The 20,194-nt window shown below is 30.4% G+C and carries 20 protein-coding genes and 1 pseudogene; 6 read left to right on the top strand and 15 right to left on the bottom strand.

The features are described 5' to 3' along the window. The first annotated feature begins 2 nt into the window (after positions 1-2). The 3 genes from CCO88_RS06730 to CCO88_RS06720 are packed head-to-tail and all read left to right on the top strand — an operon-like array spanning position 3 to position 1,840. Positions 3-356: a hypothetical protein gene (locus CCO88_RS06730; protein WP_002785785.1), complete on the top strand. Its 354-nt coding sequence runs from the start codon at positions 3-5 to the stop codon at positions 354-356. A gap of 1 nt (position 357) precedes the next feature. After that, the gene (gene ribD / locus CCO88_RS06725; RefSeq protein WP_002818575.1) at positions 358-1,338 is read left to right on the top strand and encodes a bifunctional diaminohydroxyphosphoribosylaminopyrimidine deaminase/5-amino-6-(5-phosphoribosylamino)uracil reductase RibD; all 981 of its coding nucleotides are present in this window, start codon (positions 358-360) and stop codon (positions 1,336-1,338) included. After that, entirely contained in the window at positions 1,319-1,840 is a 522-nt protein-coding gene (locus CCO88_RS06720; RefSeq protein WP_002778922.1) for a hypothetical protein, read from the top strand. The genes ribD and CCO88_RS06720 overlap by 20 nt, the downstream gene beginning before the upstream one ends. A gap of 59 nt (positions 1,841-1,899) precedes the next feature. On the opposite strand, the gene CCO88_RS06715 is transcribed toward CCO88_RS06720, so the two are convergent. The 4 genes from CCO88_RS06715 to CCO88_RS06700 form a co-directional block, all read right to left on the bottom strand. Beyond that, complete coding sequence (locus CCO88_RS06715) at positions 1,900-3,264, bottom strand: L-serine ammonia-lyase (RefSeq protein WP_002839842.1); 1,365 nt, start codon at positions 3,262-3,264, stop codon at positions 1,900-1,902. 10 nt (positions 3,265-3,274) lie between these two features. Beyond that, the gene (locus tag CCO88_RS06710) at positions 3,275-4,597 is read right to left on the bottom strand and encodes an aromatic amino acid transport family protein (protein ID WP_002839840.1); all 1,323 of its coding nucleotides are present in this window, start codon (positions 4,595-4,597) and stop codon (positions 3,275-3,277) included. A 269-nt stretch (positions 4,598-4,866) separates the two neighbouring features. After that, complete coding sequence (locus CCO88_RS06705; protein ID WP_002782432.1) at positions 4,867-5,283, bottom strand: PepSY-like domain-containing protein; 417 nt, start codon at positions 5,281-5,283, stop codon at positions 4,867-4,869. A 68-nt stretch (positions 5,284-5,351) separates the two neighbouring features. Further along, on the bottom strand, positions 5,352-6,089 hold the full coding sequence (locus tag CCO88_RS06700; protein ID WP_002785781.1) for a DUF4261 domain-containing protein: 738 nt from the start codon (positions 6,087-6,089) through the stop codon (positions 5,352-5,354). Between the two features lie 166 nt (positions 6,090-6,255). Here CCO88_RS06700 and exbB point away from each other — a divergent pair, with 166 nt between their 5' ends. Next, positions 6,256-6,681, top strand: coding sequence for a TonB-system energizer ExbB (gene exbB / locus CCO88_RS06695; RefSeq protein ID WP_002782436.1), 426 nt, complete (start codon positions 6,256-6,258; stop codon positions 6,679-6,681). Further along, positions 6,674-7,063 carry a TonB system transport protein ExbD gene (gene exbD, locus CCO88_RS06690; RefSeq protein WP_002778912.1) on the top strand — a complete coding sequence of 130 codons (390 nt, stop codon included), beginning with the start codon at positions 6,674-6,676 and terminating at the stop codon, positions 7,061-7,063. Before exbB ends, exbD begins: the two co-directional genes overlap by 8 nt. A gap of 234 nt (positions 7,064-7,297) precedes the next feature. Here the strand turns inward: exbD and CCO88_RS06685 are convergent, their stop codons facing one another. Together CCO88_RS06685 and CCO88_RS06680 are read right to left on the bottom strand one after the other, a co-directional pair. Next, positions 7,298-8,188: a hypothetical protein gene (locus tag CCO88_RS06685; protein ID WP_002813512.1), complete on the bottom strand. Its 891-nt coding sequence runs from the start codon at positions 8,186-8,188 to the stop codon at positions 7,298-7,300. 53 nt (positions 8,189-8,241) lie between these two features. Next, positions 8,242-8,439 carry a hypothetical protein gene (locus tag CCO88_RS06680; protein ID WP_002839837.1) on the bottom strand — a complete coding sequence of 66 codons (198 nt, stop codon included), beginning with the start codon at positions 8,437-8,439 and terminating at the stop codon, positions 8,242-8,244. Positions 8,440-8,558: 119 nt separating this feature from the next. On the opposite strand from CCO88_RS06680, the gene CCO88_RS06675 reads away from it, so the two are divergent. Continuing rightward, positions 8,559-9,542: a 7-cyano-7-deazaguanine synthase gene (locus CCO88_RS06675; RefSeq protein WP_002783028.1), complete on the top strand. Its 984-nt coding sequence runs from the start codon at positions 8,559-8,561 to the stop codon at positions 9,540-9,542. Positions 9,543-9,544: 2 nt separating this feature from the next. On the opposite strand, the gene CCO88_RS06670 is transcribed toward CCO88_RS06675, so the two are convergent. The 9 genes and pseudogenes from CCO88_RS06670 to CCO88_RS06625 form a co-directional block, all read right to left on the bottom strand. Then, the gene (locus CCO88_RS06670; protein ID WP_002839836.1) at positions 9,545-10,837 is read right to left on the bottom strand and encodes a ShlB/FhaC/HecB family hemolysin secretion/activation protein; all 1,293 of its coding nucleotides are present in this window, start codon (positions 10,835-10,837) and stop codon (positions 9,545-9,547) included. A 20-nt stretch (positions 10,838-10,857) separates the two neighbouring features. Beyond that, on the bottom strand, positions 10,858-11,145 hold the full coding sequence (locus CCO88_RS06665) for a hypothetical protein (RefSeq protein WP_002781942.1): 288 nt from the start codon (positions 11,143-11,145) through the stop codon (positions 10,858-10,860). After that, positions 11,146-13,233 (bottom strand): annotated as a pseudogene (locus CCO88_RS06660) (hemagglutinin repeat-containing protein). A gap of 806 nt (positions 13,234-14,039) precedes the next feature. After that, positions 14,040-16,196 carry a hemagglutination protein gene (locus tag CCO88_RS10650; RefSeq protein WP_002839831.1) on the bottom strand — a complete coding sequence of 719 codons (2,157 nt, stop codon included), beginning with the start codon at positions 16,194-16,196 and terminating at the stop codon, positions 14,040-14,042. Beyond that, positions 16,196-16,744, bottom strand: a complete 549-nt coding sequence (locus CCO88_RS06645) for a two-partner secretion domain-containing protein (RefSeq protein ID WP_002778876.1) — start codon at positions 16,742-16,744, stop codon at positions 16,196-16,198. The genes CCO88_RS10650 and CCO88_RS06645 overlap by 1 nt, the downstream gene beginning before the upstream one ends. Before the next feature lie 260 nt (positions 16,745-17,004). Continuing rightward, positions 17,005-18,096 (bottom strand): chorismate synthase, encoded by a 1,092-nt coding sequence (gene aroC, locus CCO88_RS06640; RefSeq protein ID WP_002839828.1) that lies wholly within the window; start codon positions 18,094-18,096, stop codon positions 17,005-17,007. Beyond that, entirely contained in the window at positions 18,096-18,770 is a 675-nt protein-coding gene (gene rnc / locus CCO88_RS06635) for a ribonuclease III (RefSeq protein WP_002778874.1), read from the bottom strand. The genes aroC and rnc overlap by 1 nt, the downstream gene beginning before the upstream one ends. Continuing rightward, positions 18,757-19,197 carry a ribonuclease HI gene (rnhA, locus tag CCO88_RS06630; protein WP_002778873.1) on the bottom strand — a complete coding sequence of 147 codons (441 nt, stop codon included), beginning with the start codon at positions 19,195-19,197 and terminating at the stop codon, positions 18,757-18,759. Before rnhA ends, rnc begins: the two co-directional genes overlap by 14 nt. After that, positions 19,184-20,167 carry a CDC27 family protein gene (locus CCO88_RS06625; RefSeq protein ID WP_002781957.1) on the bottom strand — a complete coding sequence of 328 codons (984 nt, stop codon included), beginning with the start codon at positions 20,165-20,167 and terminating at the stop codon, positions 19,184-19,186. The genes rnhA and CCO88_RS06625 overlap by 14 nt, the downstream gene beginning before the upstream one ends. Between the last annotated feature and the right edge of the window lie 27 nt (positions 20,168-20,194).

Raw genomic sequence — 20,194 nt, 5'->3', positions numbered from 1 at the left:
ATGTGGATTCTACTCCTGAAAGTAGATGGGAATTTGACCAAGAAATAGATGCTTATAAAGAAGGTTCTGTAAGAAGTTATAGTTATGATTTACCCAATCACTGGAGTGAAGCAGATGTAGAAATTTATTTAGAAAAGCTTTATTTACATGCCAAACTCGCAGCTTTAACTCCTCCTCAAGGCTATCCTAATACACCAAGATACTATAGTCCTGAAAGATTAGAATTTATTTACAACAAACACAAACTTGATTCTAAACTTGATCCTAGAATCCCTGCTATTTATAGAGCTAACTTTCCTGAAGAGCTTAGAGCTAAGATAAGAGCTTTTGCTAAAGAGTATAATATAAAGGAATGAAATGAAAAATTTTTATATGAATTTAGCCTTAAATGAGGCTTGGAAATATCAGTTTTTAACCTATCCAAATCCGGCCGTAGGCTGTGTAATCTTAGATAAAAATGAAAAAATTTTAGCCATAAAAGCTCATGAAAAAGCAGGATGTGCTCATGCAGAATTAAATGCTATAGCCCATGCTTTTACAAATTTAAACCCTGAAATTTCATTACCTCAAGAAGCCAATGCGATGCATGAATTTATTTGTAAAAACCATAGAGGTATTTTTAAAGATAGCATAGCCTTTGTCACACTTGAACCTTGCTCTCATCAAGGAAAAACACCTCCTTGTGCAAAACTCTTTAGCGAACTAGGTTTTAAAAAAATTTTCATCAGCGTTAAAGATGAAAATAAAATCGCAAGCGGTGGGGCTGAATTTTTAAAAAAACAAGGTATAGAGGTTGAATTTGACATACTTAAAGAAGAAGGAAAAAAACTTTTAAAACCTTTTTTAAAATGGCAAAAAGGACAATTTAAACTTTTCAAACTCGCTCTTTCTATGAATGGCTCGCCTTTTGGCAAAATCGTAAGCAATGAGCTAAGTCGTACTTATGCGCATAAAATTCGTTCTGTGATTGATTTGCTTGTGTTAGGAGGAGAAACGATAAGAAAAGATCGTCCCATACTTGATGCAAGACTTTGTAAAAGCAAGGCGCCTAATCTTTGTATTTTAAGTCATCAAAATTTAGAAAATTTTGACAAAAGCATTCCTTTATTTAGCGTGCCTCATCGTCAAATTTATACTCAAATTCCTAATAAAGCTAAATTTTTAATGTATGAGGGTGGAGAAAATTTCCTAAAAAAATTCAAAGATGAGATGGATATGTTTTTGATTTTTCAAAGTTCAAGTTTAAATGATGAAAAAAATGTTACAATGCCTTTGAATTTCAAGCCACTTTATAGAAATTTTTTAGGGAGTGACACTTATGGCATTTATGAGCTTTAGCGGATTTTTTTATGCAAGAAATGATTTAAGATTATTTAAAATAGAAAAGAAAAGCGAAATCAAATCTTTTTTTTATAAAGATTATACGCTAGCAAGCTTCAAAGATGAGCTAAATTTAAACAATGAAATCTTTTTTTATCAAAGTTTGAAAGAAAATTTGTTTAAAGAAAATGATGAAATTTTAATTTCAAATTTAGGCAAAAAAATCATACTTTTTAGAAATTTTACTCAAAATAGTGATAATTTTGCTGAAGCAAAATTAAAACAAGTCTTGCTTTTAATTTTTTTATTTTTAGCGAGTGTATTTTTTGCAAGCTTGGCTGCCATCAATGAATTTGGTGCTGTTGATCTTGTTTTTTTGATGATTTGTTTGTTGCTTTTGGTTATGGGTATCATCAACCTTGGCTTACTTTTTAAACAAATTCGCATTTTAAAAAGTTTTAGCAAAGAAGAAATGAAAGAATTTTTAACCCAAAGAATGAAAAAATACGCAAAAAAATAAACAAAAATACCTTAAATTTTATAAAAATTTATTTATTTAAAAGTGTGCAAAGTAAAATCTTAGCACACTGTTTTTAAATTTGTAGCAAGTCCGCCTAAAGAAGTTTCTTTGTATTTGTAATTCATATCCTTACCAGTTTCATACATGGTTTCTATCACCTCATCAAGGCTGACTATAGGAATAGATTTGCGTGTCATTGCCATTCTAGCTGCACTGATAGCTTTTATCGCCCCAAAAGCATTTCTTTCAATGCATGGAATTTGAACCAAGCCCCCTACAGGATCACAAGTAAGTCCTAGATGATGTTCCATTGCCATTTCAGCAGCGTTGCAAGCCTTAAAAGCATTGGCTCCTAAAACTGTGGCCATAGCCGCAGCTGCCATAGAGCTAGCACTACCAATTTCTGCTTGACAACCTGCTTCTGCTCCACTAATACTTGCATTTTTCTTATAAAAAGAACCTATAAGCATAGCTACTAATAAAAATTCAATTGCCTTTTCATCACTAAAACCTATGGTATGGTTTTTAAGATAAAGCATGACAGCAGGGATAACAGCACATGCTCCATTTGTTGGTGCGGTTACGACTTTTGCTCCGCTAGCATTTTCTTCAGCAATCGCAATAGCATACAAAGAGATAAAATCAATAATCCCCATAGGATCAGTAGTCATCGCTACTCTTTCTTTAAGTCCTTTAGCTCTACGCTTTAAATGAAGTTTTCCAGGCAAATAATCTTCATTCGGGTGCGTACCATTATAATACACTTCTTGCATCACTTCCCAAATTTCAAGACAATAAGCACGAATTTCCTCTTTAGTGTGAAATTGCAATTCATAACGATAAGAAAGCTCTGCCAAATCCCAATCTCTTTTATCGCAAAGCTCTAAAGCTTCTTTAGCGTTATTAAGCTCTATATCTAGTTTTTTCTTTTTATTTTGGTTGGAATTTTTACCTTTTTTTTCTAATTGTGCAGTTGTTAAAACAAAGCCTCCACCTACAGAATAATAAGTTTCCTCATCAACTAACCCACCTTTACAATCATAAGCTTTAATTTTCATACCATTCTCATGTAAAGGTAAAAAATCTTTAGAAAATATCAAATCTTTTTCATAATTAAAACTAAGTTTTTTCTTGCCACAAAAATCAATTTGAGCATTTTCAATAGCATTTTTATTTACTTCATCTTGTATTGCCGCACTTAAATTTTTAGCTTCTAAGCCATTTAACCCCCAAATCACAGCCTTATCACTCAAGTGTCCTTTGCCTGTTAAAGACAAAGAGCCATAAAGAATGATTTGAATTCTTTCAATTTTTTCTAATTTTTTAGCAATTTTTTTACAAAATAAATTTCCTGCAAGTATAGGTCCTAAAGTATGTGATGATGAAGGACCTACACCTATTTTAAAAATATTTAAATTACTCATTCACCACACCTTAAAAAGTATAAATTACAGTGATGATTGTTAAAACACCTGTAATAAAAACAAAAGCATCTAAAGCTTTATTTTGGAATTTTTTCATTTTTGAAACCGTATAAATTGCAATAATTGGCATTAAAAATAAGATTGCTGCGATAATTGGACCGCCCAAACTTTCAATAAAACCTAAAATACTAGGATTGATATAAGCAGTAATTAACATAACAATATACATAACTAAAGTTGAATAAATAGCAATTTTTTTCAAATCAGGATTTTCATTACCTGCTAATTTGCAACATTTTCTAACTATACCATAAGCACCTTCTCTAGCGCCAAAATAATGTCCAAAGAATGAACTAGAAATTGCCAAAAATGCGATTAATGGACCACCATAAGAAATAAATGGATTATCAAGCTTATTAGCAAAATAAGAAAGCACCGGTATGTTTTGTGCTCTTGCTTCAGCAAGTTCAGCTGGAGTTAAAGAAAGCACGCAAGATACCACAAAAAACATAACAAAAGCAAGCAACATGACAGAGGTTCTAAACAAAATTTGATTTGCTTTTTGTACTGAATTTTCAGGATATTCTCTTTTTACGCTTAGAGAAAAAGTTGAAATTGCTGGTGAGTGATTAAATGAAAACACTAAAACCGGTAAAGTTAGCCATACTATAGTAATAAATTCTTTTGTTCCAGGAATAGCACTAAAACTTTCAAATGACCATTGTGGGATAAGATATAAAGAAAATAAAAATAAAATAGCACATAAAGGATATACAAGCCATTCACACACTTTAGTAATCAATTCTTCACTAAAAAGCATGATAAGCATAAAAACACTTACCAAAATAAAAGCTAAAAGCAAACGATAAAAAGGAAATAAACTCGCTACAACTTTTTCTTTATCATCTGTGCTTACCTCATACATGGCACGAATAATATCTGCAAATACACCCTCTGAATTTAAAAGGGGTAAAAATTGATGGTAGATAAAACTTTCAAAAGTATTGGTTATACCCACACAATACGCTAAACAAATTGGAAAAATTGCAAAGAAGTAAAGCACAGAAATAAAAATACTTACTTTTCTACCAAAATACTCTTCAGCCGCATGGGTAATGTCTTTATCATTACCATTTGCTTGGCTTACAAAACGGCTTAAAGCTCTATGACTTAGATAAACCATTGGAAAAATAATCAAAGCCATCACAACAACTGGCCAAAAACCACCCACACCTGCCTTAATGGGTAAAAATAATATCCCCGCACCCACAGCGGTTCCAAAAAGAGATAAAACCCATCTCGTGTCATAACGAGTCCACTTAGGAGTATTCATACATTTTCCTTAAAATTTGATATCGCAAAATTAAGCTTATTTTAACACACTTACTGGGTAAAAAATCTAAATTTCTAGCATTTTTCTTTAATTTATGTAACATTTTGTAAAATATTAGTCTTATTAAAATTATATTTTAAGATTTAATTTAATTAAGTTTTGGAGATGGTTTTTTATATAAAAAACCATATTGGATTAACAAAGAGAAATTTTTAAACTCATTTAAAAATTTGGAAACATAAAGTCTCCAAATTTACATGCTTTTAGAATTAATAATCAAATTTTTGTCCTAAGATATTACCCTGTGCATCAGTATAAATTTTTAATTGATTGCTTAATTCAAATTTATATCCGTTGATTTCTCTGCTTACTTCTATGATTTGAGCGTTTGATGAAGCACTGATTTTTGGCATAATATTTGGCAAAATGCTATTTGGCAGAGCTTTGTATTTTCCATCTACATCTTTCCACTCTCCAGTGATAATAAAGTCAATTTCTGTTCCATCATTTAAAGTCACATCATAAGAATCTATATCTTTTTTTACTAAAGCAATTTGTGCAGTTTTAAAATTCTTAGATATAAAATCTTGTGCATTTCTTGGAAGTTCACTCGCAGGAACAATTATATCTCTAGCAAAAAGCACCGTAGCACCCAATAAAGCCGCTAAACCTAATTTTAATTTCATTTTTTCTCCTTTTTGTTTGTGTTTTGGTTGAGAGAAGTTTAACTTATCTTTGTGAAGTGAATGTGAAACTAAAAAATAATTTTTAAACTCTCATTTTCAACACCTATGCCTTGACTTTTCTTAAAAGAAAGTATTCTACCATCTTCAAATTTTAAAGTATCACCATCTTTTAAACTTAGATCATAAGTTAAAATATGCAAAATAATGTCATACAAAGTGAAGAAAAGCTCTTTTTCTTCTATATTTGCATCACAAACCTCAAGCTCTAATTTATCGAAATTTCTAAGACCATAGGTGTAGGCATTATTGCCATTATCACCTGGATAAACGCTTACATAAATCCAATTATAAATAGGCAAGCGATTTTCTTTTAGCATTTTTGCATTTTCTATATAAAACTTAGGCTCTAAAACAACTCCTCCTGTATAAAATCCCAAAGTATGCTCATCTTGCAAACACGCAGATGATATTTGAGTAAAAAGTTTAGCTTGATCTAGCTTTGATTCACTCTGACTTAAAACGGATACAAGAAGATGTGCTTTATGTTTTTGGGTTTGCTCTAAAGCATCTTTCCACATAAAATTAAAATTAGCATAATATTCTGCTTCGTTGTTGGGTATAGGATTTTTAATCAAATTTAAAGTAACGATCATATTTTTAAAAGAAAAAATTACTCCATCTTGAGTAAAATTTTCATCAGCAATCCATATATCAAAATCATCTTCAAGTATCTTTTTCAATTTCAAAAAATCAAACTTGGCTTCATCAAGAAGAACAAAAGAAATAAAATTATGATTTTCTTGCATGCTTTTCCTTAAGAGTTAAAGTATTTAAAAAATTATAACCTAAATTTTTAAGCCAAAGGCTTGTGAAAGTATGATTATTTAAAAAATTATGATAATTAATATTAATTATAATTTTATTTTTATTGTAGTATAATCGCCAAAATTTAATCAAATCATGGAGTTAAATATGGAATTTTTAAAAGATTATATTGATTTAATTATCTTTATAATTTTAGGAGTTATGGCATTTATAGCTTTTTGGTGCGTAATTGAAAGAGTATTATTTTTTAGAAAAATAGATTTTAAAAATTATGAAAATCAAGAGCAATTTGATGATGCAATTAGCGAGAATTTAACTACCATTTATATTATTTATTCTAACGCTCCCTACATAGGACTCTTAGGAACTGTTGTAGGGATTATGATTACTTTTTATGAAATGGGAATAGCGGGAAATATCGATGTCAAATCCATAGTCGTAGGACTTTCTTTAGCTCTTAAAGCTACAGCTTTAGGACTTTTAGTCGCCATACCTGCCTTAATGGCTTATAATGCCTTACTTCGCAAGGTTTCACTTTTAAGTAATGCTTATAAGGTGAGTAAAAATGCTTAAATTGCCTAAAAATGAAGGGTTAAATATAGTTCCTTTCATAGATATAATGCTTGTTTTACTTGCTATCATTCTTAGTATTTCAACTTTCATTGCTCATGGCAAAATTGAAATCAATCTACCCGTTAGCGAAAATGCTCTAAGTCTTAACAATGATGAAAAAAAATTATCCATTAGCATTGATGAAAACAATATTTTCTATCTAGACGATAAGACTACAGATTTAAAAGGCTTAAGCGATGCTATTTCTTCGCTTCATAAAAAAACTATAGTAGAATTAAAAAGTGATAAGAATGCAAAATTTGAAAGCTTTGTTCAAATCATTGACTTATTAAAAGCTAAAGAGCATGAGAATTTCCAAATTATAACAGAGAAAAATAGATGAAAAATACTTTGTCAAATCACAAATCACAAGCTTTTTATATATCTTTTTTCTTAGCTCTAGTTTTTTAATTCTGCTAATTTTTGAAAAATAGAATTAAATAGCTTTGCTTTGACTCTAAAACAATCTATAACTTAAACTAATCACAAAAGCTAAAAAACCTGATACAAAACTAATAAGAGCGCTTAATCTACACCCAAAGTAAATACTATAAATATTTCATTTATTTTTAAATTTTTACACTCTTTTGTTCACAAATATGGCTTCATTGTTACTTATTTGCACCATTAAATCTTTTTTTAAATTTTGCTCTAAATTCCCTAAAGACTTATTTTGAAGTTCTTCAAAAATTTGTGGATTACTTGCTTTAAGTTTGGCTTGCTCATCTGCACTCAAAGCACTTAGTCCTTTTTCTTTGGCAATTTCAAGCAAATCTTTATCGTCTTTTTCATCTTTCTCTTTAATTGTGACCCCACTATCATCTTTTTTATAAATCTTTTGTGGATCTATAGTTTGCATGGCATTAGCTCTACCCGATATTTTGCTTATATCGTTTAAAATTTCTCCCATGCTAGGCTCTTTAACATCATTATCATCGATCTTGCCATTTTTATCCCTATCCTTATCTATAAAGAAATTTAATTTTTTCTCCATGCTTGCATCATTGGGTATTTTTTCATCATTTGATTTAAAGCCCAAATTTTGCATACTTTGAGTGATTGTATTGGTATGAAAATTTAATTTTATATTTTTATCTTGAGTATTAGAGCTTAAATTTGAACTTAAAGAATTAAAATTATCTTCTATATTTTCAAACCAATTAGCAATAAATTCATTTGCTTCGCCATTAAGCCTTATACTTCCATCATTTCGAGCAACATAATTTGTATAAGAGCCAAAATTCTTTTGCAAACTACTATAATTTTCATCACTTAAATTTAAAGCTATAAGTTCACCTTGCTTATTTTCAAAAACAACCTTAACACCATCGCTATTTAAACTCGAAAGATCTTGCACGGGAATTTTATCTTTCTCTTCTTTTTTTAATTCTAAAATTTCTTTACGATTTGTAACATTTTGAGAACTTGGTAAAGAAACATTAAAATCATTGATTGTTAATTTATCCATAATAACTCCTTAGAAATTTTAAAGCCCAAGCATTTAACTTGGACTTGTTTATTTTATTTACAAGCTGCAAATAAGCCCAAACAACACATTTGTCTTTGATATTGAGTAGGCAAAGAATTGCATCGTTTCAATCTTATTTCATAATCAACGCAAGAACTTCTAACTTGTGGGCTTTTATTATTCTCAGTTTTGCCATAAGCAAAAGAACCAATAAAGCAAGCAACTAGTGCAACAGAGAGTAATTTTCTCATAGTAAACCTTCAAAAATAATTGTAATCTTAAAATTATTTGATACAATTACAAATTTGATATCGGCAAAAAATCAAATTTATTTATACTAACAAAATTATTTTTTAAAAAAGGAACATAAATGAAAGCATTAGCTCTTTTTAGCGGTGGGCTTGATAGTATGCTTGCAATGAAACTCATCACTGCACAAGGCATAGAAGTTAAAGCTCTAAATATCAACATAGGTTTTGGAAGCACAAGTGATAAAAGCGAAATCATGAAAAAGCGTGCGGCAATGGTAGGTGCAGATTTTGAAATGATAGATGTAAGAAATTCCTATCTTCAAGAAGTGCTTTTTAATCCACAATATGGCTATGGCAAACATTTTAATCCTTGTATAGATTGTCATGCTTTTATGTTTAAAACTGCTCTTGCTATGTTAAAAGAAGAAAATGCAAGTTTTATCATCACAGGAGAAGTTTTAGGACAACGCCCTATGAGTCAAAGAAGTGATGCGATGGCAAAGGTTAAAAAACTTGCTCTTGATGAAGAAGATCTGATCTTGCGTCCTATGTGTGCAAAAAACCTACCTCTAACCAAACCTGAAAGAGAAGGTTGGGTAGATAGAGAAAAACTCGAAGGTATTAGTGGAAGAAGTCGTAAAAGACAACTTGAACTTGCAGCTAAATTTGGCTTAGAAGACTTTGAAAGCCCAGGTGGAGGTTGTTTGCTAACTCTTGATAGTTTTGCTAAAAAAATTCGCGACTTTATAGAATTTGATAAAGATATGCAAGTAAATGATGCGCAACTTTTAAAATATGGTCGTCATTTAAGATTACCCAATGGAGCTAAAATGATCATAGGTAGAAATGAACTTGAAAATACTCTTTTAAAAGGTTTAAAAACTCCTAAATATGAAGTAATAGAACTTGGAGATTTAATCGGAGCTTATTCTTTACTTAGTGCAAATGCAGATGAAAAAGATTTAGAACTCGCCTTAAAAATCGCTCTAACTTACACCAAGCATGAAGCAAACAAAAGCTATGAACTTCGATTTAAAGATAAAAGCTATAAAAGTATAGCTTTTGAGGATAAAAAAGAAATCAATCCATTTTTCATTTCTTAAACTTAAAAAAATACAGAAGCCCTGAGATAAATAGGAATCGTTTCGCTTGGCATATTCGAAGATTTATGCAGGGCTTTAGAAGCTGTTAAATTTAAAGAAAGATGATTTAAGTTGTATCTAAAACCAAAGGCGACACCGGCTAAAAAATCTTTATTGGGTAAAAGATAATCCCTACCATAACCCATATCCAATCCAACAAAAGGCTCTAATGCTCTTAAATATTTAGGCGCATTTAGAAATTGCAAATAAATCGTATTGTTACTATATGCTCCATAATCAAGAGCAGCAGAGCTTTCTTTAAATCCCCTAACTGTGTATTCATCACCGATTAAAAATTTATCAGCATACAATAAGGGTTCATTAGAATAACTCGCACCCAAGCTGTTTTGATATAAAAATGCTTTGTTAAATTCGATTTTATATAAAGAATCTTTAGAATCTTTTTTAGAACCCAAAAATGGAATTCCTTTTTCGTATTCTAAATTTAAAAACAAAAATCCACCAAATGCCAGCGTTGAATACTCAACCCCGCTAGCAATACTTGAATACCTACCACTTGAACTCTCTAAACGAAAATTATCAATCTCATTAACATCATCTTTAATGCCTAAATTAGCATAAATTGAAAATTTATCCTTGCTTGTGCGATGTAAAATCTTTTTTAACATGATTTTATGTCTTAAGCTTGTATCTGTATTTTTTATAAAAGAATTATCATATCCCTCAATCATATTTATATTATCACTATATTGCATAGAATAAGACAATTGATAACTCTGTATGGGCAAGGTATAATTTGCCACATAAACATTTTCTCGCTCTTGACTCATATCTTTTAACAATCCTTTGATAAAACCAAAGCGTATGGAGTCGTTAAGATTTAAAATACTACTTAAAGAAAGATAGGCACTAGCTTTATATTCTCCTTTAGCTTTATAGCCACTATTATCAAAGTCCAATATCAAATCAGGTGGCTTTGATTTAAGATTGATAAATATATCAGAATAACCATAATTTTCACTCGCTTTAACAGCGATTTTAACATCTCTTGCGCCATTGTTTAAATTTTCTATACCTGTATCTAAATCATAAATATTGAATTTATCACCCTTTTTCAAAGGCATATCAAAATCTAATCTTGTTGTATTATTATCCCCATTAAGATACACCTCTCCTACAAAACCATATTTTAAATCAAGAAAAAGTATATCGCGTTCTTGATCAAGCTCATCAATGGTTACACTAGAAGTTGAATAGCCATTCGCAACGATAAAATTTGTAAGCTCTTTAATCATATTATAAATATCATTAACACTTAAAGGCTGATTAATGTATTTTTTAAAATATTATTTGCTTGCATGGTAAGCGTATCGTTTTTCTTAAATTGAATTTGTTTGAAAATATAAATTTTATCTTCAGAATCTTGATTTTCTAAATACACATCCTTTTCTTGCTGTTGCTTTTTTTCTAATTCATCAAATTCTTTTTGTATATGTAATTGTTGTTGTCTTTTATCTAGTAAATTCAGCGTTTTTGCAGAGTCATCTGCTTGCAATAAGCAGATAAAACTCATAAGCAAAAAAATAATTTTTAAAAATTTCACCTATAACCTTGTAGTTTGTGTGCTTTCATTGATATAAGGTCCATCTGATTTAGAAGGTTGGTTTGATGGTTGATTAGAAGTAGAATCAGATCCAGTAACCTTGCTTATCCCATTTTTTATTTTAGAGATTGAAGAATTAAGATTTATAGTACCTCCTGCCCAAGAATGATCTTGTGTATCTGTGGTATTTTAAGTATCTGTACTTATACCATGATTTTTGTTATTGTTTATATTGATATTGGCTGCAGAATTTACACTGCCTGTCTTGTCAATATGATCATCTATATCAACCACTCCTCCAAAGCTTTGATTTGTCCCGCCACTTAATCTTATCGTAACCACATCGCTTTTTTCATAGACACTTACTTCAGAATTTGTAACTTTTCCATCAACAAGTAAATTTCCTTTTTGATTATCAGAATTTAAAATTCCCCCTTGCAAATTTAAATTTCCATTAACATGGCCATTGATTTCATTTCCTGCACTGATACCACTTTGAGTTGTAACAGTTGTTTTATCTGTTTTAGCATATCCTATACCTAAAGTGCCTGAAACACTTCCTGTAACAAGATGATTGCTTGATAAGCCTCCAGTTCCTGATGCATTCAATAAAGCGCTATATTTTTGAGAATTAAGACTATCAGCTAAAGAATTTACTTCCAAATTTCCGCCTACATTTAAAATAGCATCATTAGAAGCTTTAACATTGGCTCCATTGAGTGTAAAATCTTTACCTGTGTTGATATTGATATTATTAGCATTTAAATTCGCATTGGTAAATTGCGTTTCGTTTGATTTAGAATACGACGCACTTGCAAAACCTTCAATGCCTTCACCCACAGTTCCACCATCAACTGCATGATATCCTGCGGTTTGCTTGTTAGTTGCTGCAATTTCCAAAGAAGAGCTAGAAGAAGAATTTTTAGATTTTGCAGCATTTAAAATAACATTATCTTTTGCCTCGATATTAATGCTATTAGCCTTAGCTTCCACTCCATTTAAAACAATACTTCCTTTTGTGCTTTCTAAATTTAAATTATCGCCTGCATTGATTTTAGAAATATTCTCGCTAGAACTTTGGCTTTTATCTTGATTGAATTTAAAACCTAGAGTTTGATTAGAAGTGGTATTTATGAGATTGTTGCTAAATATATTAGCAGTATTGGCTAAAGCTTGAGAAGCTACTATTCCATAATTTACGCCTAAATTTTCATTCTTAGCAGCTGCATTTTGAGCCGATTGATTGATAGCAGAAGCGATAGGACTAGTAGCTTCAATTCTTTCTTTAATATACAAACCAAAGCCTGTACTGCTTTGTGTTTTAATATCTTCATATTTAGTACTAACAATCTCTCCTGCTCTTAAATTAATATCCTTATTAGCCTCAAAATTAGCTCCACCTATATCTAAAGCATTATTTGCATTGATATTAATATTTGAACCTTTGATAGTATTTGAAACATGGGAAAGCTCATCACTTATTTTTTCCGTTTTAGAAAATTCCAAACCAGCCTCTGCAGTTCCTAAAAGATCAGATCTTACCCCACCTTGTGTGATACTATTAGAACTATTTGTGGTATTAGCATTTGCTTTATCTTGCACAAAACTATAATTTACAGCAACCCCATTTCCGGTTAATTCCAAATTAGCATTAGCAAAAACCCCAATAGCAATCGAATCGCTTTCTGTATGGGTTTTATTTTGCGCAGCTATAAAATAAACCTTATCAGCCTTAATATCAATCTCGCCTCCATTAAGCTCACTTCCTTTAATGCTTACATTTTTTTGAGCATTTAAATTTAAAATATCGGATTGAATTTGTGATGAAGACACCAAAGAAGTATCAGTATTTACAGAACTTTGCTTATATCCAGCAATAGAACTTGTTGAAGAATGAGAAGAACTTGAAATTTTATTTTCTCCATTTAAATTAGCAGATTTATCCGCTTGTAAAGTTGAGCCTGTGATTGCTATATTGCCGTTGGTATTAATATTAATATCACCTTTTGAATTTAAAGTACTGCTTATTGATTTTGAAGTTTCTAAATTAGCACTTTCATAACTGATCTCTACGGGTTTTAAATACACACCATCGGTTTTAGTCTTGCTAAGCTCGTGTGCATCTTTAATATTAACATTGTTAGCATTGATATCTATTTTAGAATCAGCATTGATATTGCTAGCTATAATATTTACATCTTGATTGGAAACAATTCCTACATTTGCTCCTTTGATATTGGTGCTTAAAACCCCATCTATACTCGTTGTAGTATTGGATTTTTGACTATCTGTATTAATTTGCTCAAATGAAGATGATTTAGAATAATCGTTTTTAATATTTACATCACCCTTTTGAGATATAAGAACAATTTTAGAATCATTCGCACTAGTAGAAATATCACTATTTTTGATATTTAAATCATTTACCGAATCAATATTAACAACATTATTTGCTTTAATCTCTCCTTTTTTAATTGAATTATAAGAGCCTTTTTCATCTATACCTAAAACAGTGTCTATATTGACATTATTGGCACTTAAATTTATATTTTGCGCATTTAAATTAGAACTTTGCAAATTAATCTCGTTGCCAGCATTGATATTAATCTGACCCTCTGAAGCTATGCCGCCTAACAAAGAATTAAATGATTGCGTATTAATATCTACGCCTGTTTTTCCTGTAAGATTTGATTTTATTTCATTATTTCCAATTGTCTCTTTAGAAAGATACAACATAGGAGCCATGATATTTTTACCGTTTTGTTTGATTGTTGCATATAAAATCATATCTTGATCAACAGCTTGATTTTTAGCCAAACCTTGACCCAAATTTAAGCCATTTTCATTGGCATATTTTGCTCCATTTTCAAGTAATTTTTTGATTTCTTCTTCGCTCAATTTAGTATTGGATTGTAGTGCGTTTGCATACATTGCGTTAATAAGCTGATTTTCAAAAAAGGATCTCCTATAACTATAAATTCGTTGAAGTTTTTATTTTTAAATTGATTTAAAATACTTAAAAATCCAAAATACTTGCTTTCATCTATGATAGAAGTATTTGTAGTGTATTCATAAGTAATATTATCATTTGTTTTATTTTCAAGAGTAAATAAGCCTGAATTGATAAGATCAGGTATAGAATTTAAAATTAAATCTTGACTATTTGTCGCTTTTTTTAAATCCGAATCAAGTAAGGCAAAATTTTTATCCAAAGAACTGACTAAATCTTGATTGTATTCCTTAGCATTAAGATCTAATTTACCCTTTGAAGCAATAACAGCCTCGGATTTTGCTTTAAAAACAATCTTTGCATCAAGATTCCACTCTTTTTGATCAGGAACAAATCTTTTTGAAGCATAATCACTACCAAATAATAAAGAAAAATATTGGTTTAAAGCTGAATTTTTAGCTGCTGCATCTTTAAGCGCATTCCACGCTGATTCTCTTTGATGATTTTTTGCTTGGGTGGTAGAAAAATATTTCAAAGCATCAAGCAAGCTTTCATGATCTACAAAATAATAAGTTGAATTTGTATTCCAAGAACCAAGATATTCTTTAGCAAAAAATCCATTAACTCTAATTTGCTCTAAAATTTCACCTACAGAAATTTCTTTACTTAAAGACTTATTGTCTATATTTCCAAAAGATACGATATTGCCTTGAGCAAGAATTTTTCCGCTGTTGTTGATTTGTCTAGCATTATCTTGTGATTGGGTATTGATATTTATATCTTTACCTGCTTGGATAGAAGCTTGCTTGCTGTCTAATAAATTATTATATTTTACAATACCCGTAACACCTACTTCCATATTCCATCGTTTAAAAGCAGTATCACCGTACCCTACTTGACCAAAACCTTGAGAATACTCGGTCGAAGTCTCAAGCATGCCTGTTAAATTTGCATTATTATTTAAAATATTTGCCTCGATATTGATATCTTTATCTGCAAAAATTAAAGCATTATTATGAATCGTATGGGCGTTTAAATACAAATTATTTAAGCTATTAAAAGTGGAATTATTTGTAAGGGTTGTAGCTTGGGCTCTAAGATCACCATTTGAAAATAAATAAGCATCATTTACAAGATTTTCATCTGCATGAAGATTTAATTCTTTTCCACTAGCAACAAGGTTTTTAACATAAATATTTTTCGCATCAAGCTCTATTGAAGAAGTATTTTCGAGTTTTGAATTGATATTTAAATCATTCAAGCTTTTTATATGAAGCAAATTTTGTGCGTATAAATTTCCATGATTTAAAGTTAAATCTTTATTAGCTTGTATTTGAATATCATTTTGGCTTAAAATTTTGCCATTATTAATAAAAGCATCATCATTAAGCATTAAGCTTATATCTTTATTTGCTGAAATTTCTCCTTGATTGTCAAAAGAATTTGTACCCACTTTAATATCATTTAAAGCATTGATAAATCCAAAATTGCTAGTTTTATCTAGGGTATTTAAAGTTAAACTGTCTGCAAAAATACTTGAATTTTCTTGATTTATCTTAAAAATATCTTTTGTTTCTTGGCTCAAATTTGTTTGCTTTGCATTTTCAAAATTATTGGCATTGATTTGAATTTGCTTGCCTTTATAAAGTCCTTCATTTGTAACTTTTCCACTTGCTTTTAAATCAATTGTATCTGCATTGATTAAAGAGGTTTTAATATCTTTAGCGTCTATCTTAACACTTCCATTTGTATTTACATCTATAGCTTGAAATTCAGCCTTATCTTTTACTTTTACTATAACATCTTCAATTCCGCGTATTACTCCACTATGTCTTACACCAACACCCTCTTCTGTGCTAATAAGAGTAACTGTATTTGCATACATAGATCCTAAATATTTCCCATCAATACCATAATCAATTTTTTCATCTTTTTGTTTTGAAGCAATAATTTTTGGAGCATTTGGAGTACTTAAATCGACCTTATTAAGCCCAGCTATAAAATTAATATCGGATAAATTTTTACCACTTTGATAGTGGGCAATACTACCTGCAAGGTCAATCCCACGGCTGATTACATTAAAATAATCCCCATCAACCATTACCCCTTTTCTCCAATGGCTACCCTACCATTGCTTGTTACTTCTGTAAAATCTCCATTGAATTTGCCTGTGCTAAGTGTAACTCCTTTAGTATTTAAAAAAGCCGCTCCATTTACACTAAAACCATTTTCATTAGCAAAAATTAAATTAGCACTTTTTCCAAATACCTCAACAGCGCCATTGATATTAGAAGCTTGCTTACTTGAAATTTCATTTATAATAGTATTGGCATTTTGTTTTAAATTTGGATTTTTCCCTACCCATCCTCCAATTTGAGAATTTCCATCTTTTAAACTATTATTAAAAATTACTCCATCTTGGACACTGAATTCATCAAATTGATTGTGTGATACTCCATTTTGATTTGGGTTTTTGATATTAATTACATCAGTTTTATTGCTTGATTGCGTAAGATCTGTTGTTCTTGAAACAATAACATTACCATTTCTTTGACGCAAGTCTGCTGAGAACAATACGCAAGGAAATAAAGCACCAAGGAGTGTTAAATTCAACGATAAACGAACAATTTTCTTTTTACTAAATTCCATCAATCCCTCCTTGTAATATCTTTAACCATTTTAATATTAAAATAGTAATTTTTATCAATATTTTTAATTAATACTAAAAAAATCCTAAATAAAAATTCCTTTTTTACACACTTAAAATAAAAATAATATTAATTTATTTTTTAAACTTATCAAAATGTATAAAAAATATAAAGATTAAGTGTTAAAAAATTTATAAAAGAGACGATATGGAGTTAAATCTTTTCAAAATATTGCAAATTAAAGCCCAAGAATGGGCTTTATCATTTTTTTATCCCATAAGCATTTTTTAAATTGTTTAAATTAGCACTTGCATGAAGCAATAAACAATCAGCCAAAACCAAACGCACCATAGCACTCACTACTACACTACCTCTAACACCTACACAAGGATCATGTCTGCCTTTGAGTTCAAATTCTAAATCATTTCCAAATTTATCCATACTGCTTTGCTTTAAAAAAATAGAAGGAGTAGGTTTAAAATAAGTCTTTAAAATAAGATCTTGTCCATTTGAAATACCTCCTAAAATCCCTCCGCTGTGATTACTTAAAAATTCACCCCCTTTTAAAGCATCATTATTTTGCGAGCCTCGCATTTTACTCGCATTAATCCCCTCGCCTATCTCAACAGCTTTTACAGCATTAATCCCCATTAAGGCATGAGCTAATTTAGAATCTAATTTATCATAAAGCACTTCTCCAAGTCCTACAAGCATTCCCTTAGCTCTAGTATAAACAGAAGCACCCACACTATCTTTTGAGTTTCTAGCGCTTAAAATTTCATTTTTAAAGTCACTTTCTAGTTTTGGATCAAGGCAAAAAATTTCACTTTTCTTAGCAAATTCAAAATCAAATTCTTTTTCTTTCAAATTTGATACAAAATTTCCTACTCCAAAAACCCCACTTCGAACACAAATACCAAATTCACGCAAAAGCATAGCTGCAACAGCACCCGCAGCCACTCTAGCAACACTTTCTCTAGCACTAGCTCTTCCGCCTCCTCTGTGATCTCTTATGCCGTATTTATGAAAATAAGTAAAATCAGCATGGGCAGGACGAAATAAATCTTTTAAATTATCATAATCCTTAGAATGTGTGTTTTCGTTAAACACAACCATAGCAATAGGATGACCCGTGGTATAACCTTCAAATACCCCGCTTAAAACCTGCACCCTATCGCCTTCTTTTCTTGGAGTTGCAAATTTGCTCCCACCCTTGCGTTTATCAAGTTCGCTTTGTAAAAACTCTTCATCAAATTTAACCCCTGCAGGCATTCCATCAATCACGCAACCCACTGCCACTCCGTGGGATTCTCCAAAACTTGTAAATTTTAATCTTGTACCAAAAGTATTCACTATAAAGCTCCTAATTTTTCAAGTGTAATTTTTGCTGCCATTTGCTGTGCTTCTTTTTTATTTCCCGCAATGGCTCTTGCAAGCTCTTGTCCATTAAGGAATAAAGCGATTTCAAATTGTTTTAAATGATCAGGTCCAAAAGCACGCACGGTTTCGTATTGTGGGGTTTGTCCTAATTTTGCTTGTGTAATTTCTTGCAGTTTTGTTTTATAATCTTTAATGAGATTTTTTGCATCAATTTGTGGGAAGTTTTTTTCTATAAGCTTTAAAGCGATATTTCTTGCAAAATCAAATCCCGCTTCTAAATGTATAGCCCCCATAATCGCTTCTAAGGCATCAGAAAGTATAGAAGGCTTTTCTTTACCTCCATTGTTTTCTTCAGCCGCGCTCATAAAAATAAAATCGCCCAAATTTAAACTATTTGCGATCTTTGCAAAAGATTTTTCATTGACCAAAGCCGCTCTTAATTTTGACAAATCCCCCTCAGCGTCTTTAGCAAATTTATGAAAAAGATATTCACCCACAACTAAATCAAGCACCGCATCGCCTAAGAATTCCAAACGCTCATTATTGTAAGGTTTTTTAAAACTTTTATGAGTTAGAGCATGGATTAAAAGATCTTTATCTTTGAACTTATAGGCTAATTTTTGTTCTAATAATTCAATATTTTTCATCATTTTCCCTTGCAATTTTTAAAGCAGCTTCGCGTGCTAAAGTATCACACCTTTCATTTTCTAAATGCCCATTATGTGCTTTTATCCAATAAGCTTTTATCTTATGGGGTTTTGCCACATCGATATATTCTTTCCATAAATCTACATTTTTTTTACCCTTGAAATCTTTTTTTATCCAAGCTTCTAGCCATTCATTAATACTTTGAACCATCAAATTAGAGTCTGTAAAAAGTGAAATTTCACAAGGTTCTTTTAAGGCTTTTAAAGCTTCGATAATCGCTTTTAATTCCATTCTATTGTTTGTAGTATTAGCTTCTGCTCCAAAACCTTCTTTTTGATGTTGATTATAGCGTAAGATATAAGCCCATCCTCCAAAACCTGGATTTTTAAGGCAAGAACCATCAGTATAAATTTCAATATGTCTCATTATTTTTCACTTCATAAATAATTTGACAAGTATTAAATTCATAACAAACAGGGCAATGATAAAAAAACAAAGGCATTACGCTTTTGCATTCTGTGCAACGATATGAAAATTCAAGCCTTGCTTTAAAGGAATTTTCTTTTAAAATTTTTAGCATTTTAAAATTAGAATTTTTAAAATTTACATCTTTAGACTCTTCATCCTCTATCAAACCCAAGGCATAAAAAAATTCAAAATATTCTTTATTTTGTAGATTAAAAGCTTTATTTTCTTTATAAAGCAAATCACAAATACTTGAAAAATCTTGATTTAAAAAAATATGATATTTTTCAAAAACAAAGCGTCCTAGCATAGGATTATTGTCTATTTGTAGTTTTAAAATATGCTCTTTTTTTTCTTCATCACTTAAACTAGAAGCAAGAAAATCCAAAGCTTTTAAAAATTCTTTTTCTTCTTTTACATTTTCTCCAAGCTCAAACAAACAACCCAAAAGCTCTAAATTTTCCTTATATTTTCTTAATTTAAGATAAACAATTTTTAAAAGCTTTAGGGTTTGTATATTTCTGGGTCGAATTTTTAAAGCTTGCAATAAAACTTCCTTTGCGCGCTCTAAAAACCCTGCTTTAAAATATACTTTTGCCAATGCAAAAAAGATAAATTCACGCTCTTGCTTATCCTTACTTTTTTCAAGGGCGATAAGATAAATTTGCGTGGCTTTTTCAAATTCACCACTTTTGGTAAAAATTTCGGCCAAAAAACTCAAATTTCCAAAACTCAAACCCTCATTTCTTAACAAATCTTTGTGGATATTATCCATCTCAAATTTCTTAATAAATTTTTCAAGCTTTTGTTCTTCATCTTTGCTCGCAAATACTTTCCAAATATAATTTGCCACAGCTACAACGAAGATTAAAACAGTTAAAATTATAAGTCCCACTAAGGGATCTCTGTATTCTACGAAGAAAAAATCCATCATCCTGCTCTAAAAATTTTATGCCAA

It is taken from the genome of Campylobacter coli LMG 9860, from assembly GCF_000254135.1.
GTDB lineage: Bacteria > Campylobacterota > Campylobacteria > Campylobacterales > Campylobacteraceae > Campylobacter_D > Campylobacter_D coli.
This window is presented reverse-complemented; position numbering and strand designations above follow the sequence as displayed.

What these genes read in the sequence shown, in the direction of transcription:
- CCO88_RS06710 (WP_002839840.1), bottom strand. Translation starts at nt 4,597, where the DNA reads ATGAATACTCCTAAGTGGACTCGTTATGACACGAGATGGGTTTTATCT.
- rnhA (WP_002778873.1), bottom strand. Translation starts at nt 19,197, where the DNA reads ATGAGACATATTGAAATTTATACTGATGGTTCTTGCCTTAAAAATCCA.
- CCO88_RS10650 (WP_002839831.1), bottom strand. Translation starts at nt 16,196, where the DNA reads ATGGTTGATGGGGATTATTTTAATGTAATCAGCCGTGGGATTGACCTT.
- exbD (WP_002778912.1), top strand. Translation starts at nt 6,674, where the DNA reads ATGCTTAAATTGCCTAAAAATGAAGGGTTAAATATAGTTCCTTTCATA.
- CCO88_RS06715 (WP_002839842.1), bottom strand. Translation starts at nt 3,264, where the DNA reads ATGAGTAATTTAAATATTTTTAAAATAGGTGTAGGTCCTTCATCATCA.
- CCO88_RS06680 (WP_002839837.1), bottom strand. Translation starts at nt 8,439, where the DNA reads ATGAGAAAATTACTCTCTGTTGCACTAGTTGCTTGCTTTATTGGTTCT.
- rnc (WP_002778874.1), bottom strand. Translation starts at nt 18,770, where the DNA reads ATGAAAAATATTGAATTATTAGAACAAAAATTAGCCTATAAGTTCAAA.
- CCO88_RS06685 (WP_002813512.1), bottom strand. Translation starts at nt 8,188, where the DNA reads ATGGATAAATTAACAATCAATGATTTTAATGTTTCTTTACCAAGTTCT.
- CCO88_RS06675 (WP_002783028.1), top strand. Translation starts at nt 8,559, where the DNA reads ATGAAAGCATTAGCTCTTTTTAGCGGTGGGCTTGATAGTATGCTTGCA.
- exbB (WP_002782436.1), top strand. Translation starts at nt 6,256, where the DNA reads ATGGAATTTTTAAAAGATTATATTGATTTAATTATCTTTATAATTTTA.
- CCO88_RS06705 (WP_002782432.1), bottom strand. Translation starts at nt 5,283, where the DNA reads ATGAAATTAAAATTAGGTTTAGCGGCTTTATTGGGTGCTACGGTGCTT.
- CCO88_RS06625 (WP_002781957.1), bottom strand. Translation starts at nt 20,167, where the DNA reads ATGGATTTTTTCTTCGTAGAATACAGAGATCCCTTAGTGGGACTTATA.
- CCO88_RS06700 (WP_002785781.1), bottom strand. Translation starts at nt 6,089, where the DNA reads ATGCAAGAAAATCATAATTTTATTTCTTTTGTTCTTCTTGATGAAGCC.
- CCO88_RS06720 (WP_002778922.1), top strand. Translation starts at nt 1,319, where the DNA reads ATGGCATTTATGAGCTTTAGCGGATTTTTTTATGCAAGAAATGATTTA.
- ribD (WP_002818575.1), top strand. Translation starts at nt 358, where the DNA reads ATGAAAAATTTTTATATGAATTTAGCCTTAAATGAGGCTTGGAAATAT.
- CCO88_RS06645 (WP_002778876.1), bottom strand. Translation starts at nt 16,744, where the DNA reads ATGGAATTTAGTAAAAAGAAAATTGTTCGTTTATCGTTGAATTTAACA.
- CCO88_RS06670 (WP_002839836.1), bottom strand. Translation starts at nt 10,837, where the DNA reads ATGATTAAAGAGCTTACAAATTTTATCGTTGCGAATGGCTATTCAACT.